Here is a 15,754-nt window from a genome sequence, read left to right as displayed (position 1 = left end):
CTCAGGCCGGCGCCGAGTCCGCTGCTGCCCCGGTCTCGCCGTAGGCCGTGGTGCGGTTGCGGCCGCCGTGCTTGGAGCGGTAGAGCGCGCTGTCGGCGGCCTCGATCAGTGCTTCCGGGGCGATCAGGCCGGGGCTGGTGGTGCTGGCGACACCGAGGCTGATGGTGACGGCGAGGCCGTCGACGGTCGAGGCCTCGACCAGCTTGCGCAGCCGTTCGGCGACGAGGACTGCCGTCTCCGTCGTCGTCGCCGGCAGGATCAGCACGAACTCCTCGCCGCCGTAGCGGCACGGCGTGTCGTACTGGCGCGTGACCTGGTGCATCCACTGGCCGACCGCTTGCAGCACGCGGTCGCCCTGGTCGTGGCCGTGCTCGTCGTTGAAGCGCTTGAAGTGGTCGACGTCGAACAGCACCACCGACAGCGGCACCTGCGACAGCTTGCTGCGCTCGACCTCGCGCTTCAGCGTGTTGTCGAGGTGGCGGCGGTTGTAGAGGCCGGTCAGCGCGTCGGTGGTCGACAGCCGGCGCAGCTCGTCGAGCAGGCGCTTCTCCTCGGTGACGTCCTGCAGCAGCGCCGCCGAGCCGAGCACGGCGCCCTCCTCGTCGCTGATCGTCGCCGCCGACACCAGGAAGACGCGGCCGTTGTAGGTGACGGTGCGCTCCGGCGGCTTCTCCCACTGGTCGTCCTGGGCGAGCAGGTGCTGCATCGTCGCCGGGTTGTCGAAGACGTTCTCGATGCCGCCGGCGACGATCTGCTCGGCGCTCTTGCCGAGGTACTCGGTCGCCGCCTGGTTGACGATCACCACCTTACCGCTGGCGTCGGTGGCGATCACCGCGGTCTGCGCGCCCTCGACGATCGTGCGCAGCTTGTCGCCCTCGCGCTGCATGTGGTCGTAGGTCGAGCGCAGCTCGCTGGTCATCGCGTTGAAGCCGGCGGCGAGGTGGCCGATCTCGTCGTTGCCCTGTACCGCGACGTTGTGCGTGAAGTCGCCGGAGGAAATGCGGCTGAGCGCCTCGGTCACCGTCTCGATCGGGCGGACGATGGTGCGGCCGAGCATGTAGCCGGTGAGCAGCATCGTCGCCACCAGCGTCAGCGCGAGCAGCGAGAACGATTCGAAGCGGACCTGCTGGACGCTGCGCTCCATCGCCGCCAGCGAGGTGGCGACCATGACCACGCCGCGCGGCTCGCCGGCGCGGCCGTGGCAGCGGAAGCACTTGGGCGAGGTGGCGATCGGGTCGAAGAAGCGCAGCATCCGTTCGCCGTCCCGGCCGCTTTCGATTTCGCTCACCGCTTCCTCGCCGCCGAGCGCACGGGCGAAGGCCGGCTGTGCCGGATCGAGCAGCGGCGGATTGGTTTGGCTGCTGCGCCGGCGCGCGAAGGCCTCCTCGCCGAGCGTGGCGTTGACCGCGTCGATCGTGCGGTTGTCGACGAAGGCCTCGCTGCCGTCGCGGCGCAGGATGCGGAAGTCGGCCAGGCCCTCGACCGAGCGCATGCGCTGGGTGTATTCGCGCATGATCTCGGCGTGGTCGTCGAGCATCACCGTGTTGATGACGGTGACGATCGACTCGGTCAGCTTGTGCAGCGAGCGCTCGTTCTCGGCACGGATCGCGCGCTCCGCCGACGCCATGTAGTAGAACGCGGTCGCGGTGAAGCCCAGCGACAGCGTCAGCATCAGCAGGATCGGCACCTTGTGGCGCAGGCGGCGGATGGTCATGCCGGTCCTCCGCTGCCGTCGGCGGCCGATGTGCCGGCGATCGCGACGCGGTTGCGGCCGCCTTCCTTGGCGCGGTAGAGCGCCGCGTCGGCGGCGGCGATCAGCGTGTCCGGGATGGCCGTGTCGATCTCGGGCAGGGCGGCGACGCCGAGGCTGATCGTCACCCGCAGGCCGTCGACTTCCATCGCCTCGACCGCGGTGCGCAGCCCTTCGGCGAGCTCGGCGGCGGCCGCCAGCGGGGTGGCCGGCAGGATGCCGAGGAACTCCTCGCCGCCGTAGCGGCAGGGAACGTCGGTGCCGCGCAGGCCGGCGCGCATTGCTGCGGCCACCGCCTGCAGCACGCGGTCGCCCTGGTCGTGGCCGTGCGTGTCGTTGAAGCGCTTGAAGTGGTCGACGTCGAACATCACGATCGCCAGCGGTTGCCGCGTGCGGCGGGCGCGGTCGAGCTCGCTGCGCAGCGTGTTCTCGAGGTGGCGCCGGTTATAGAGGCCGGTCAGGCCGTCGGTCGTCGACAGCCGGCGCAGCTCGCCTTCCAGCTGCAGTTCCTCGGTCATGTCGCGGATCTGTGCGACCGTGCCGAGCAGGGCGCCGTCGCTGTGGCGGATGGTGTTCACGAAGACGCGCAGGTGGCGGTCGCCGTGCATCTTCATGTGCGGCCCGGAGTGGTCGCCGGCGGAGAGCCAGGCGACGATCTCCTCCGGTGCGTCGAAGAGGCCGAGGAAGCCTTCGCGGACGATGTCGGCCTCGGATTTGCCGAGCAGCGTCGCCGCCGCCGGATTGACCAGCACGATGCGGTCCTCGCTGTCGGTGACGACGATGCCTTCGGCGGAGCTCTGGATGATCGTCGTCAGCTTGGCCTGCTCGCGGCGCAGGCCGGCGTAGGTGCGGCGCAGCTCGTCGGTCATCAGGTTGAAGGAGGACGCCATCTGCCCGATCTCGTCGCTGCTGCCGATCTTCATCTGCGATTCGAGGTCGCCGCCGGAGACCGCGGCCATCGCCGTGCGCGCCTTCTCGATCGGGCGGATCACCGCGCGCCCCAGCGTGTAGCCGGTGAGCAGCATGGTCAGCATCAGCGCGCCGCCGAGCAGCACGACCACGTTCTGGCGGGTCTTCAGGATGTCGCGCTCGACGCGCGCGAGCGAGGTGGTGAGCATCACCACGCCGCGCACCGGGCTCTTGCTGCCGTGGCACTTGTAGCACTGCTCGGCGTTGGGTACCGGCAGCATGAAGGTCAGCGTCGAGCGTTCGGGGTTGGCGCGGTCGTAGAGCATCAGCGGCTGTCGCGTGTTCACTACCTGCTGCAGCCGGGCGTCGTCGGCGGTCAGGATCGGCACGCGTTTTTCCTCGTCGCGCGGCCAGAACAGCTCCTCGCCGCGCCGCCGGTTGACGTCGTCGATGGTCGCGTTGTCGCGGAAGGCTTCCTCGCCGTTGCTGCGCATGATGCGGAACTCGGAGACTTCGGCGATCTTCTTCAGGTTGTCGGCGAAGGCCTGCGCGATGTCCGCGGAGCCCGCCAGCATCACGCTCTGCAGGCCCTGGCTGACGCTTTCGGCGAGGCGCACCATGGTCTGTTCGTTCTGCGCGAGCAGCGCCTGTTCCTGGTGCGAGACGTAATAGTAGGCGGAGGTGACGAAACCGAGCGCGGCGGTGAGCCCGACGACGGCCAGCATCTTGTGGCGGATTCGCGTCAGTTGCATCGGCTCGTGTCGGGGGCGGCGGCGCTCGGCAGGTCGGGAAATGCCGGGCCGGCGGACCGGAGCGGCGACAATCCGCACATACTAAAAGGAATGCCTGCGCGCTGCCAGTGCATATGTCGGGTTTTGCCGCCCGCCGGCGGCGGGGGTCCACCTCGGACGCGATTTGATGCAGAATTGCCGCAGCGCAACAAAACAGACCCAGACAAGGGCGGAGGTAGTCGAGTGAACAGTCCCAGCAGCAGTCCCCTTGCCGTGCCGGCCGCCGCCGTGCGCCGCGCCGCCTGAGCGGCCGCCGGCAGAACCGCGTTTCCCATGTCAACCCATTCTCCCGCACAGACCGCCGTTCCCGTGCTGGCGCTGGCGGCTCTCGGCATCGTCTATGGCGACATCGGCACCAGCCCGCTCTATGCGATGAAGGAAGTCTTCGCCGGCAACCACCCGATCCCGCTCACCGACGACAACGTGCTCGGCAGCCTGTCGGCGTTCTTCTGGGCGCTGATCGTCGTCGTCTCGCTGAAGTACGTGATGATCATCACGCGCGCCGACAACCGCGGCGAGGGCGGCATCATGGCGCTGATCGCGCTGGCGCTGCACGACGCGCAGGGCAACCCGCGGCGGCTGAAGATCATCTCGATCATCGGCATCCTCGGTGCCGCGATGTTCTACGGCGACGGCATGATCACGCCGGCGATCTCGGTGCTGTCCGCGGTCGAGGGGCTGGAGATCATCGCCCCCGACCTGCATCCCTTCATCATCCCGGTGACGCTGCTCGTGCTGGTCGCGCTGTTCGCCATGCAGAAGCGCGGCACCGCGCGCGTCGGCGGGATGTTCGGGCCGGTCATGATCGTCTGGTTCGCGACGCTGGCCGGTCTCGGCCTCTACAACATCGCCGATAACCCGCATGTGCTGCTGGCGCTGAACCCGCTCTACGCGCTCGGCTTCATCTTCGCCAACAAGGCCATGGCACTGGTGGCGATGGGCAGCGTGGTGCTCGCGGTAACCGGCGCCGAGGCGCTCTACGCCGACATGGGGCACTTCGGGCGCAAGCCGATCCAGCTCGCGTGGTACGGCCTCGTGCTGCCCGCGCTGGTGCTCAACTACTTCGGCCAGGGGGCGCTGATCCTGGCCAACCCGGAAGCGGTGTCGAATCCGTTCTACCTGTCGGCGCCGGGCTGGGCGCTGGTGCCGCTGGTCGTGCTGGCGACGGCGGCGACGATCATCGCCTCGCAGGCGGTGATCTCGGGCGCCTTCTCGATCTCGCGCCAGGCGATGCAGCTCGGCTTCATGCCGCGCATGGAAATTCAGCACACCTCGGAGAAGGAACAGGGACAGATCTACCTGCCGGCGGTGAACTGGGGGCTGCTGCTCGCAGTGGCGATCCTGGTGCTCGGCTTCAAGTCGTCGAACAACCTTGCCGCCGCCTACGGCATCGCCGTCACCGGCGACATGGTGATCACCTCGCTGCTGGCCACCGTAGTCGTCGCCAAGGTCTGGGGCTGGGGCTGGAACAAGGCGATCGCGCTGTTCGCCGCCTTCCTCTCGGTCGAGCTGGTGTTCCTCGCCGCCAACATCCTGAAGATTCCCGACGGCGGCTGGTTCCCGCTGGTCGCCGGTGCCGCCGTGTTCGTGCTGATGACCACCTGGAAGCGCGGCCGCCAGCTGCTCAACGACCGCCTGCAGGGCGAGGCGATCCATCTCGACGCCTTCATCGATGCGCTGCTCGCCGGTATGCCGACGCGCGTGCCGGGAACCGCGGTGTTCATGAACGCCGACCCGAACGGCGTGCCGCATGCGTTGATGCACAACCTGATGCACAACAAGGTGCTGCACGAGCGCGTCGTGCTCGTCTCGGTGCAGGTCTACGACGTGCCCTACGTGCCGGAGATCGACCGCGTCGAGGTGCACAAGCTGAAAGGCGACTTCTACCGCGTGATCGTCCAGTACGGCTTCAAGGACGAGCCGGACATCCCGGCGGCGCTGTCCCTGTGCGCCGAGGCCGGGCTCGCCGTCGAGATGATGGACACCTCGTTCTTCCTCGGCCGCGAGACGCTGATCCCGCGCCTCGGCTCGGAGATGGCGCTGTGGCGCGAGAAGCTGTTCGTCGCGATGTTCCGCAACGCCGGCAGCGCCACCGCCTTCTTCAAGATTCCGTCGAACCGGGTGGTCGAACTGGGCACGCAGATCGTGCTCTGATGCGGCGGGGCGGGGGGAGGGGTGTGACACCCTGGCGCGGCCTTGGGCCGGGACCCGTCTGGAGGAGAGTGCCGGGGGTTCGCGAGGGCATCACCCCTCCTTTATAGCGGCGGCCGCTGACCACCGTCTGACGGCGGTGCGCCGGAGCGCCCGGCGATCCCCTTCGCCAGCCCGTCGCGGCGGGCGATCTCCCAGAGGATCGCGGCGAACTGCTCGGCCAGTTCGTGGCGGATCGCCGCCGGCCCCAGCAACGCGGTCAGCAATCCGCCGTCGGGCGTCACCTCCGCCCGGTATTCGAGCCGGGTGCCGCTGCCGTCCGCCTGCAGCCGCATCGTGCTGTTCAGCGCGCGCGCCGTCCCCGCCAGCTGGCGGGCGCGGATCTCCTGCTGCGGCACCAGCTCGATCTCGCGCGTCGAGCCGAAAGTCAGCGAAAACGGTCCGAACCACGCGCGCCCCTGCTGCTCGACGCGCAGCTGCCGGCCGTCGCGCGCGACGACCCGGCTGCGTTCGAGGTTGGGGATGAAGCTCGCCATGCGCTCGAAGTCGGTCAGCACCTCCCAGGCGATCGCCGGCGGGGCGGCGGTGTGCAGGTCGACCTCGATGCGGAAGAGGTCGCCGCGACGGCTGACGCGGATGTCGTCGATGCCGCCCGGCGGCGGCTGCGCCGGCCCCTCCGCCGGCGCCGGCGAGAAGGCGGCGGTCGCCAGCAGCAGCGGGAGGGCGAGGGCGAGGCGGCGCAGACGGGTCGTCACCGGGACAGTCTGCGCGCCTTTCCTGACGCCGCCCTGAAGGCGCGCGGGACGGCGCCCGGCTACAGCCGGCGGATCTTCTCCAGCAGCGCCGTCGTCGATTTCTCGTGGATGAACGGGATCGAATGCACGCGGCCGCCCCAGCCCAGCACCTCCGGCGCGCCGACGATGCGCGCCACCGGCCAGTCGCCGCCCTTGACCAGCACGTCCGGGCGGCAGTCGAGGATGCGTGCGAGCGGCGTGTCCTCGTCGAACCAGGTCACCAGGTCCACGCAGCCGAGGGACGCCATCACCGCCAGCCGGTCCTCCAGCGCGTTCACCGGGCGGTCGTCGCCCTTGCCCAGCCGTTTCACCGACGCGTCGCTGTTCAGCGCGACGACCAGCGCGGCGCCGAGCGCGCGCGCCTGCGCCAGGTAGGTGGCGTGGCCGCGGTGCAGGATGTCGAAGCAGCCGTTGGTGAACACCAGCGGCCGCGGCAGGCGGGCGACCGCCTCGGCGAGGCGCTCCGGCGGGCAGATCTTGGCTTCGAAGGCGGGGGCGGGGTAGGCGGTCATGCGGCGTGTCGTTGGCTCGGGAACGGCGATTCTACTGCGTCCGGCGGCGGGGAGCTAAATTGCCGGCCGGCGGTCCAACCCGGCGAACCCCTGGAGGAGCCCACCCATGTTGCTGTTCCGACCGCTTCGCGCGCTGCTGCTCATCGCCGGCCTGGCCGCGCCGCTCGCCCCGGCCGTTGCCGACCCGGCCTGTCCGGCCCTGCTCAACCATACCTTCCCGCGCCTGCAGGACGAGCAGCCGCAGTCGCTCTGCGCGTGGCAGGGCAAGGTCCTGCTGGTGGTGAATACCGCCAGCTATTGCGGCTTCACCAAGCAGTACGACGGACTGGAGAAGCTCTACGCGCGGCTGAAGGACCGTGGCCTCGTCGTCGTCGGCTTCCCGACCAACGACTTCGGCGAGCAGGAGCCCGGCAGCAACCAGGAAATCGCCGAGTTCTGCCGGCTGACCTACGGCGTCGAGTTTCCGATGTTCGCCAAGACCACGGTCAAGGGCGAGCGGAAGAATCCCTTCTATGCGCAGCTGATCGCCGCCTCGGGAACGACGCCGAAGTGGAACTTCTACAAGTACCTGATCGACCGCAGCGGCAAGGAAGTGGTGGCCTACTCGAGCTTCACCGACCCCGACGACAGGAAGCTGCTGGCGAAGATCGAGGAATTCCTCGCCCGCCGCTGACGCCGGCGCGCGGCGACCGCCGGGCCGCCTGAGCCCGCGGTGTCAGACGCCGGGCAGCGTCGCCCGGAAGGCGGCTGCCTCCTCCTCGATCCAGCGGCGGAAGGCAGCGATCATCGGCTGCTCGGCGCGCGTTTCCGGCACCACCAGGTGGTAGCCGATGTCGAGCGCGATGCGCTGCGCGAACGGCGCCAGCAGGCCACCGGAGGCCAGTTCGCCGGCGGCCAGCACGACCCGCCCGAGGGCGACGCCGCGGCCCTCGGCGGCGGCCTGCAGGACCAGGTGGCCGTCGTCGAAGTGCGTACCGCGCGAGGTGTCGGCGCCGTCCACGCCGGCGAGCCTGAACCATTCCGCCCAGCCCGGCATGCGCCCGATCATGCGCAGCGAATCGTCGTGCAGCAGCGGCAGCGCGGCCAGCTCGGCGGGGTCCTTCAGCGTCCGTCGGCGGCCGAGCAGCTTGCGGTTGAGCATCGGCGTCAGCGCTTCGCCGAACAGCCGGAACGCGGCGAGGCGGGGATAGAGGCCGCGGCCGAAGCGGATCGCGGCGTCGACGTGGTCGCGGTCGAAGTCGACCAGCGCGGTGCCGGCGGCGATGCGCAGGTCGATCTCCGGGTACTGCTGGGCGAAGCCGCCGAGCCGCGGCACCAGCCACTTGGCGGCGAACGACGGCGTCGTGCTGACGGTCAGCACGCCGCGCTCGCCGCGCGAGCGCAGCAGTTCGACGCCCTTCGCCAGCCGGTCGAAGCCGTCGCGGAAATGCGCCAGCGCCAGCACCCCCTGCTCGGTCAGGAACAGCCGCCGCGTCGTGCGGCGGAACAGCGGCACGCCGAGGTATTCCTCCAGTCCCTTGATCTGGTGGCTGATCGCCGCCGGCGTCACGTGCAGCTCTGCGGCCGCCTGGCTGAAGCTGAGCAGCCGGCCGGCGGCCTCGAACGCGCGCAGCGCGTTGAGCGGCGGCATCGATCTCATGATTTAGTTTTCCTCACAAATATATGTGCCGAATCCTCGTTTGTCGGCACCGCCATGTACGACTAGATTTCGCATCACCGCAGCGTATTTCGCAGCGCGGCCAGATCAACGATTTTAGTGAACAAACCTAAGGATTGGAAACTGCCATGACGACCTCTTCCCCCGCTTCCGCAACCCCGCAATCGATCGGCATCCTCGGCACCGGGCGCATGGGCGTCCGCCTCGCCGCGATGTTCGCCCGCGCCGGCCGCCGCGTCGTGCTCGGCTCGCGCGACCGCCGGCGCGCCGCACGCATCGTCGACGGCCTGCAGCTGCCCGGCCTCGTCGCCGGCAGCTACGAGGACGCGGCGGCGGCGCCGGCGGTGCTGCCCGCCGCCTTCATCCGCGACGGCCTGTTCGACCTGCTCGAGGCCTACCGCGCCCAGCTCGACGGCAAGATCCTGATCGACATCACCAACCCGTTCAACGACACCTATACCGACTTCATCCTGCCGTGGAACACCAGCGGCGCCGAGGAGCTGCAGAAGCGCTTCCCGCGCGCGCGGGTGGTCGGCGCGTTCAAGAACGTCTGGTGGGAGGTGTTCGACCAGCCGCAGTTCGCCGGCGGCGTCAGCGACGTCCTCGTCGTCGGCGACGACGACGCGGCCAAGCAGGCGCTGTTCGCGTTCGCCGCGGGCACGCCGTTCCGCTACATCGACGCCGGCGCGCTGCAGAACGCGCGCACCGTCGAGCGCATGACGCTGCTGTCGGGCGAACTGGGGCTGCGCTACCGCTACTTCCCGCGCATGAACTGGCGCCTGCTCGGCGAGCCGTGGACGCCCGGCGCGCAGGACCGCATCGGCGCGCTGATCGCGCGCTGAACAGCCGGGAGCCGACGATGGACGCGGCCGACGACATGTTTACCTGCAACCGGCAGCAGCGGCCGACCGACAACCCCGGCTTCGCGCAGATGTTCGCGCCGGGCCGGCTGAGCCTCGGCCTGTTCTTCCCGATCGAGTCCTTCGCCGGCGACCGGCCGAGCATGGGCGGCCAGGTCGCGCTCGCCCGCCGCGCCGAGCAGGCCGGCTTCGGCGCGCTGTGGTTCCGTGACGTGCCGCTGCGCGACCCGGACTTCGGCGACGTCGGCCAGGTCTTCGACCCCTGGGTCTATCTCGGCTACATCGCCGCCGGCACGCGCCGCATCGCGCTCGCCACCGGCGCCATCGTGCTGCCGATCCGGCATCCGGTGCATACCGCCAAGGCGGCGGCCTCGGTCGACCGGCTGAGCGGCGGCCGATTGGTGCTCGGCGTCGCTTCCGGCGACCGGCCGAGCGAGTTTCCCGCCTTCGGCCGCGCACTGGAGGCGCGCGGCGATCTGTTCCGCGAGCACCTGCACGTGCTGCGGCGGCTGCTCGGCGAATCCTTTCCGGCGGTGGACAGCGCCTACGGCGTGCTGCGCGGCCTCGACCTGGTGCCCAAGCCGCGCGCCGACGGCATCCCGCTGCTGGTCACCGGCCACAGCCGGCAGAGCCTCGACTGGATCGCCGCGCACGCCGACGGCTGGGTCACCTATCCGCGCAGCCTGGAGGCGCAGCAGCGGACGATCGCCGGCTGGCGGGAGACCGCGGCGCGCGTCCGCCCCGGCGAGTTCCTGCCCTTCGCGCAGTCGCTCTACCTCGACCTCGCCGACGACCCGGGGCTGCCGCCGCAGCCGATCCACCTCGGCTACCGGGTCGGCCGGCGGCCGCTGGTCGAGCTGTTGGCGGCGCTGCGCGACGCCGGTGCCAATCACGTCGCGCTCAACCTGAAATATGGCCGGCGGCCGGCGGTGGCGGTGCTCGACGAGCTGGCCGAGCACGTCCTGCCGGCGTTCGCGCCGATCGCAGCGGCGGCCTGAGTCGCCACCGTACTTCGTCACGACAAGGAGATTTCGATGACACAAGACGCCGTCCGGGAACGCTTCCGGATTCCCGACCGGGTGCCGGTACCCCTTGGTGCCTATCGCGCGGTGATCGTGCGCGGCGAGCTCGGTTTCGTTTCGGGGCAGTTTCCGTACCGGGAGGGCGTTCTCGCCTATCGCGGCAAGGTCGGCGCCGGCCTCTCCCCCGAGCAGGGGCGCGAGGCGGCGGCGCTGTGCGCGCTGAACGCGCTCGGTCAGCTGCGCCGCGCGCTGGGGGCTGACTACGCGCGCGTGCTGCTGACGCGGGTCGACGGCTACATCGCGTCGGCGCCTGATTTCCTCGGCCAGCCGGGGGTGCTCGACGGCGCCTCGGAGCTGTTCGTCGATGTCCTCGGCGAGCGCGGCGCCCATGCGCGCACCGTTTTCGCCGTTCCCCAATTGCCGCAGGACGCGCCGATCGAGCTGGTCGTCGGCTTCGTTCTCGGCGACGCCGCATGAGCCCCGTGCGGCCGTTTCGACGCCGGCCCGCGTGCGGGCCGGTCTTTTTCCCGTCCCTTTGAAGGAGGCTATCCATGCCCTTGGTCCGTATCGATCTGAACCGGGGAAGCACCCCCGAATTTCGTGCCCGTCTCGGCAGCGCGGTGTACCGCGCGATGGTCGAGACCATGAACGTGCCGGAGAACGACCGCTTCCAGGTGATCGCCGAGCGCGAGCCCGGCAGCCTGATCTACGATCCGTCGTATCTGGGAATCAAGCGCAGCGATCGGGTGATCTTCATCCAGGTCACGCTCAACGCCGGCCGCACGGTCGAGCTGAAGAAGGCCTTCTACGCCCGCGTCGCCGAACTGCTGGGCAGCGAACTGGGGGTCCGCGGCGAGGACGTGTTCATCAACCTGGTCGAGGTCGCCAAGGAGAACTGGTCCTTCGGCCACGGCGTCGCGCAGTATGCGAGTTGAGCCGGTGCGGCGGAGGATGCACGGATGAAGTTCGCACGCCTGTCGACGCCGCGCGGCGTCACTGTCGCCGTCGTCGATGACGCCGCCGGCCGCTACTGGCCGCTGGCGGAGCTGGCCGGCTTCGCCGGCGACATGGCCGAACTCGCCGCGCAGTACGCGACGCTGCGCCGCCGGCTCGCGCCGCGCGGCGCCGGCCGGCCGCTGGCCGAGGCGCAGCTGCTGGCACCGCTGGTGCCGCGGCGCAACCTGTTCTGCGTCGGCAAGAACTACCGCGAGCATGCGCGCGAGTTCAGCCGCTCCGGCTTCGACGCCAGCGCCGCGGCCGGCGAGGAGGCGCCGCCGGCGCCGGTGTTCTTCTCCAAGCCTCCGAGCACGATCGTCGGCCCCGGCGGGGCGGTGTCCTGCCATCCCGGCGTGACGCGCGAGCTGGACTACGAGGCCGAGTTGGCGGTCGTGATCGGCCGGGGCGGACACCACATCCGGCGCGCCGACGCGATGGCGCACGTGTGGGGCTACACGATCGTAAACGACGTCACCGCGCGCGACCTGCAGCGGCAGCACCGCCAGTGGTTCCTCGGCAAGTCGCTCGACACCTTCTGCCCGATGGGGCCGTGGATCGTCACCGCCGACGAGGTCGACGGCAGCCGCCTGCGCGTGCGCTGCTGGATCAACGACGAACTGCGCCAGGACGCGTCGACTGCCGACCTTATCTTCGACATCCCGGCGCTGATCGAAACGCTGTCGGCCGGCATCGAGCTGCATCCCGGGGACGTGATCGCCACCGGCACGCCGGCCGGCGTCGGCATCGGCTTCACGCCGCCGCGCTTCCTCGCCGCCGGCGACCGCATGCGGATCGAGGTCGAGGGGATCGGCGTACTGGAGAACCGCCTCGCCTGAGGCGGCAGCGGCGGCGGCCCGCGCAGCGCTGCGCGCGCCGCCGCCGGGCGGGGGTCAGTTCTGCACCGGCGCCGGCTGCTGCGTGCCGCCGCTGCCCGGCGGCGGCACGTCGAGCGACTTCGCCTTCTCCGGGGGGATGACCTCCATCAGGTTCACGACCTTCTTCACGCCGCTGGTGGTGCGCGCGATCTCGATCGCGGCGTCGGCCTCGGCGCGGGTGACCAGGCCGAGCAGGTGCACCGTGCCGGCCTCGGTGACGACCTTGACCAGGTTGGCGCGGAACTTGCCGCCGTCGACGAAGCGGCCCTTGACCTTGGAGGTGATGAAGGCGTCGTTGCTGCGGTCCTGGAACGAGCGCGCCGGGCCGACCTGCAGCTCGTTCCAGACGTCCTGGACGCCGGCGATGCCGCGTACCAGGCGCTCGATCTCGCCCTTCGTCTGCTCGTCCGGCACCTCGCCGGTGAGCAGCACCTTGCGGTTGTAGCTGGTCTGGTTGACGTGCACCTTGTCGCCGTACTTGTTCATCAGGTTGCCGAGGATCTTCCACTCGATGCCCTCGTCGTCGGTCTGCGTGCCGAAGCTGCGGCGGTCGATCACCGCCAGCGCGCCGGCGGTGGCACCGGTGGCGACGGCGGCGACGCAGCCGGAAAGGGCCGGCGCGAGCAGCGCGGCGAGCAGGGCGGCGATCAGCGTGCGTTTCATCATTCGTCAACTCCCAGCAGCAGACAGTCGATGCCATCGCACAGGCAGTGGATGGCGAGGAGGTGGGTTTCCTGGATGCGCGCAGTGCGCTCGGCCGGCACGCAGAGGTGGATGTCGCCCTCGCGCAGCAGCTGGCCGATCTGGCCGCCGCCCTTGCCGGTCAGCGCGACGACGGTGAGGTCGTTGTCGTGCGCGGCGCGGATCGCCTCGATCACGTTCGCCGAGTTGCCCGAGGTCGAGATCGCCAGCAGCACGTCGCCGGGCTGGCCGAGCGCGCGCACCTGCTTGGCGAAGACGACGTTGTAGCTGTAGTCGTTGGCGATCGCGGTCAGGATCGAGCTGTCGGTGGTCAGCGCGATCGCGGCGAGTTCCTGGCGTTCGGCCTCGAAGCGGCCGACCAGCTCGGCGGCGAAGTGCTGCGCGTCGGCGGCCGAGCCGCCGTTGCCGCAGGCGAGGATCTTGCCGTTGTTGACCAGGCAGGCGACCATCGTCTGCACGGCGTCGGCAAGAGGGGCGGCGAGGAATTCCATCGCCTCGAGCTTGGTCTGGGCGCTGTCCTGGAACTGCTGGCTGATGCGTTCGATGAGGTCCATGCGGGATCGGGCTGAAAAGGCTGAAAACGGTGGCTGAAGTGCGGCCGATTCTATCAGAGGAGCAGATACACCTCGAATTCGACCCGCTGCCACGGGTCGCGGTGCTCCCTCAGCCGCGCGACGCGCGCTTCGACGCGTTCGCCGCGGTCCATCGCCGCCGCCAGTGCGCGGTTCTCGGCGCGCGGCACGTAGCCGAGCCGGCGGCCGTTCCACTCGACGCGGATGGCGTTGCCATCGTGCCGGTTGTCGGGTTCGCGCGTCAGTAACAATTTGTCACCGGGACGGATCTGCTGCCAGACCGCGGACAGCGCGTAGTACTGGCTGCCGGCGAGCGGCGAGCGCTGCACCAGGACCTGCACGCGCTCGGCAGCGCCGGCGCCGGCGGCGAATGCGGCCAGCAGCAGGCTAGCAATCGTCCGCCGAAAAGGCATCCCTGATCCATTCGATGCCGTCGGCGGCGAGCGCATCGAGCAGCACGCAGTCGAAGCGGCACGGCACGTCCGCCGTTCCCGCCCGCTGCGCCAGATAGTGCCGGGCGGCGAGCAGCAGGCGCCGGCGCTTGCCGGCGCCGATGCTGGCCGCGGCGCCGCCGAAGGCCGCGTTGCGGCGCAGGCGGACCTCGACGAAGACCAGCGTCCGCCCGTCGCGGCAGACGAGGTCGATCTCGCCGCCGCGCACGCGGTAGTTGCGCGCGGCAACGACCAGGCCGCGGCGCGCCAGATAGGCCGCCGCGAGCGCCTCGGCGCGGGCGCCGGGCGTGGTATCGTTGGGCTTCGCCAAAGCCATCCTTTCCATGACGATAGAATATCCTGCATTGTATGTGGTCGCCACGCCACTCGGAAACCTCGGCGACCTCACCGTCCGCGCCGCCGAGGTGCTGCGCGCGGTACCCTGGGTCGCTGCCGAGGACACCCGCCACTCGGCGCCGCTGCTGCGCCACCTCGGCTCGCCGGCGAAGCTGCTGCCGGCGCACGAGCACAACGAGGAGGCCGCCGCCCGCCAGGTGATCGAGCGTCTGGCCGCCGGCGACGCGGTGGCGCTGATCTCGGATGCCGGCACGCCGGCGATCTCCGACCCCGGCGCGCGGCTGGTCGCCCGCGTGCGCGAGGCCGGCTTCCGCGTCATTCCGCTGCCCGGACCGTGCGCTGCCGTCGCCGCGCTGTCGGCCGCCGGCATCGCGGCGCCGCACTGGCTGTTCCACGGCTTCCTGCCGGCGAAGGCGAAGCAGCGCGACGACGCGCTGCGCGAGCTCGCCGCGCTGCCCGCGGCGCTGGTCTTCTACGAGGCGCCGCACCGCATCGTCGATACCGTCGCCGCGCTCGCCGCGGTGTTCGGCCCGGCGCGCCGGCTGGTCATCGCCCGCGAACTGAGCAAGCTGTTCGAGACGATCCATGCCTGCCCGCTCGGCGAGGCGTCCGGCTGGCTCGCGGCCGACGCCAACCGGCAGAAGGGCGAATTCGTGCTGATCGTCGACGCACCGGCCGACGTGCAGGGAAACGATGCCGAGGGCGAGCGCGTATTGAAATTGCTGCTCGCCGACGGGCTGCCGGTGAAGCAGGCGGCGAAGCTCGCGCACGCGATCACCGGTGCCGCGAAGAACGCGCTTTACGCGCGGGCGCTGGCGCTGCGCGGCGAGACCTAAGCCCAGCGCGACAGGAACTCCAGCAGCGCTTCCCGGCGCGCAGCAGGCAAGCGGCGGAAGGCGGCGAGCAACTGCGCCTCGTCGTCGGCAAGGGGGCGTCCGACGCGGTATTCCGCCGGCGGCTCGCCGACGCCCGGAGCGAATTGCCGCGGGCCGCGGCCGGTCGCCAGCCACTCGAAGAAGACGTCGAATTCGACCGCCAGCAGCCGCAGGTTGTCCACCGTCGGTTCGGTCTTGTTGTTTTCCCAGTCGGAGACGGTCGGCTGGGTGACGCCGACGCGGCGGGCCAGTTCGCCCTGGCTGCAGCCGCTTTCCTCGCGAAGCTGCTTGATGCGGAGTCCAATTTTCATCCGGCAACCCTAGCGGCCGGGCCGGATGCTGAAAAATAGGAATAGCCTATTGACATAAACATAGGCGATGCCTATAGTGTTTTCAGGGTGAGCCAGTAGTTTTGGGGCGGCATGCCGCCGGTCGAATTTGCGAGGTGTACCGCAAAGCGGCCGCGGACGCCAGGAGTTGCTGCGGGCGGCGGGGGGCAC

At 70.2% G+C, this 15,754-nt stretch carries 18 protein-coding genes; 8 read left to right on the top strand and 10 right to left on the bottom strand.

Annotated elements, in window-relative coordinates; all coding sequences use genetic code 11:
• Position 1 precedes the first annotated feature (1 nt).
• Together IWH25_RS18825 and IWH25_RS18820 are read right to left on the bottom strand one after the other, a co-directional pair.
• Complete coding sequence (locus IWH25_RS18825) at positions 2-1,714, bottom strand: sensor domain-containing diguanylate cyclase (RefSeq protein ID WP_203387291.1); 1,713 nt, start codon at positions 1,712-1,714, stop codon at positions 2-4.
• Entirely contained in the window at positions 1,711-3,411 is a 1,701-nt protein-coding gene (locus IWH25_RS18820) for a diguanylate cyclase (protein ID WP_203387290.1), read from the bottom strand. Before IWH25_RS18820 ends, IWH25_RS18825 begins: the two co-directional genes overlap by 4 nt.
• A gap of 312 nt (positions 3,412-3,723) precedes the next feature.
• Here IWH25_RS18820 and IWH25_RS18815 point away from each other — a divergent pair, with 312 nt between their 5' ends.
• On the top strand, positions 3,724-5,604 hold the full coding sequence (locus IWH25_RS18815) for a potassium transporter Kup (RefSeq protein ID WP_203387289.1): 1,881 nt from the start codon (positions 3,724-3,726) through the stop codon (positions 5,602-5,604).
• Between the two features lie 101 nt (positions 5,605-5,705).
• On the opposite strand, the gene IWH25_RS18810 is transcribed toward IWH25_RS18815, so the two are convergent.
• Both IWH25_RS18810 and rfaE2 read right to left on the bottom strand, forming a co-directional pair.
• Complete coding sequence (locus IWH25_RS18810; RefSeq protein ID WP_203387288.1) at positions 5,706-6,356, bottom strand: SRPBCC family protein; 651 nt, start codon at positions 6,354-6,356, stop codon at positions 5,706-5,708.
• A gap of 59 nt (positions 6,357-6,415) precedes the next feature.
• Complete coding sequence (gene rfaE2 / locus IWH25_RS18805) at positions 6,416-6,907, bottom strand: D-glycero-beta-D-manno-heptose 1-phosphate adenylyltransferase (RefSeq protein WP_203387287.1); 492 nt, start codon at positions 6,905-6,907, stop codon at positions 6,416-6,418.
• Between the two features lie 106 nt (positions 6,908-7,013).
• On the opposite strand from rfaE2, the gene IWH25_RS18800 reads away from it, so the two are divergent.
• Positions 7,014-7,580: a glutathione peroxidase gene (locus IWH25_RS18800; protein ID WP_203387286.1), complete on the top strand. Its 567-nt coding sequence runs from the start codon at positions 7,014-7,016 to the stop codon at positions 7,578-7,580.
• Between the two features lie 42 nt (positions 7,581-7,622).
• On the opposite strand, the gene gcvA is transcribed toward IWH25_RS18800, so the two are convergent.
• Entirely contained in the window at positions 7,623-8,546 is a 924-nt protein-coding gene (gene gcvA / locus IWH25_RS18795) for a transcriptional regulator GcvA (protein WP_203387285.1), read from the bottom strand.
• 146 nt (positions 8,547-8,692) lie between these two features.
• Between gcvA and IWH25_RS18790 the strand changes: the two genes are divergently transcribed.
• The 5 genes from IWH25_RS18790 (at position 8,693) to IWH25_RS18770 (ending at position 12,278) form a co-directional block, all read left to right on the top strand.
• Positions 8,693-9,406 carry an NADPH-dependent F420 reductase gene (locus tag IWH25_RS18790; RefSeq protein WP_203387284.1) on the top strand — a complete coding sequence of 238 codons (714 nt, stop codon included), beginning with the start codon at positions 8,693-8,695 and terminating at the stop codon, positions 9,404-9,406.
• A 17-nt stretch (positions 9,407-9,423) separates the two neighbouring features.
• Positions 9,424-10,422 carry an LLM class oxidoreductase gene (locus IWH25_RS18785; RefSeq protein ID WP_238998956.1) on the top strand — a complete coding sequence of 333 codons (999 nt, stop codon included), beginning with the start codon at positions 9,424-9,426 and terminating at the stop codon, positions 10,420-10,422.
• 36 nt (positions 10,423-10,458) lie between these two features.
• Positions 10,459-10,923, top strand: a complete 465-nt coding sequence (locus tag IWH25_RS18780; RefSeq protein ID WP_203387283.1) for a RidA family protein — start codon at positions 10,459-10,461, stop codon at positions 10,921-10,923.
• 74 nt (positions 10,924-10,997) lie between these two features.
• Entirely contained in the window at positions 10,998-11,381 is a 384-nt protein-coding gene (locus IWH25_RS18775) for a tautomerase family protein (protein ID WP_203387282.1), read from the top strand.
• A gap of 24 nt (positions 11,382-11,405) precedes the next feature.
• Entirely contained in the window at positions 11,406-12,278 is an 873-nt protein-coding gene (locus IWH25_RS18770) for a fumarylacetoacetate hydrolase family protein (protein ID WP_203387281.1), read from the top strand.
• Positions 12,279-12,332: 54 nt separating this feature from the next.
• Here IWH25_RS18770 and IWH25_RS18765 read toward each other — a convergent pair whose 3' ends face one another.
• The 4 genes from IWH25_RS18765 to IWH25_RS18750 are packed head-to-tail and all read right to left on the bottom strand — an operon-like array spanning position 12,333 to position 14,368.
• Entirely contained in the window at positions 12,333-12,983 is a 651-nt protein-coding gene (locus IWH25_RS18765) for a BON domain-containing protein (RefSeq protein WP_203387280.1), read from the bottom strand.
• The gene (locus IWH25_RS18760) at positions 12,980-13,573 is read right to left on the bottom strand and encodes a phosphoheptose isomerase (RefSeq protein ID WP_203387279.1); all 594 of its coding nucleotides are present in this window, start codon (positions 13,571-13,573) and stop codon (positions 12,980-12,982) included. Before IWH25_RS18760 ends, IWH25_RS18765 begins: the two co-directional genes overlap by 4 nt.
• A gap of 53 nt (positions 13,574-13,626) precedes the next feature.
• Positions 13,627-14,004 (bottom strand): HIRAN domain-containing protein, encoded by a 378-nt coding sequence (locus IWH25_RS18755; protein ID WP_203387278.1) that lies wholly within the window; start codon positions 14,002-14,004, stop codon positions 13,627-13,629.
• Complete coding sequence (locus IWH25_RS18750) at positions 13,979-14,368, bottom strand: YraN family protein (protein ID WP_203387277.1); 390 nt, start codon at positions 14,366-14,368, stop codon at positions 13,979-13,981. Before IWH25_RS18750 ends, IWH25_RS18755 begins: the two co-directional genes overlap by 26 nt.
• Here IWH25_RS18750 and rsmI point away from each other — a divergent pair.
• The gene (rsmI, locus tag IWH25_RS18745) at positions 14,367-15,215 is read left to right on the top strand and encodes a 16S rRNA (cytidine(1402)-2'-O)-methyltransferase (RefSeq protein WP_203387276.1); all 849 of its coding nucleotides are present in this window, start codon (positions 14,367-14,369) and stop codon (positions 15,213-15,215) included. The genes IWH25_RS18750 and rsmI overlap by 2 nt on opposite strands.
• On the opposite strand, the gene IWH25_RS18740 is transcribed toward rsmI, so the two are convergent.
• Positions 15,212-15,565 carry a helix-turn-helix transcriptional regulator gene (locus IWH25_RS18740; RefSeq protein WP_203387275.1) on the bottom strand — a complete coding sequence of 118 codons (354 nt, stop codon included), beginning with the start codon at positions 15,563-15,565 and terminating at the stop codon, positions 15,212-15,214. The genes rsmI and IWH25_RS18740 overlap by 4 nt on opposite strands.
• Positions 15,566-15,754 lie beyond the last annotated feature (189 nt).

It is taken from the genome of Azospira restricta, assembly GCF_016858125.1.
Taxonomy (GTDB): Bacteria; Pseudomonadota; Gammaproteobacteria; order Burkholderiales; family Rhodocyclaceae; genus Proximibacter; species Proximibacter restrictus.
Note: the sequence above shows the minus strand (reverse complement) of the source record. Positions and strands in the feature narration are given on the sequence as shown.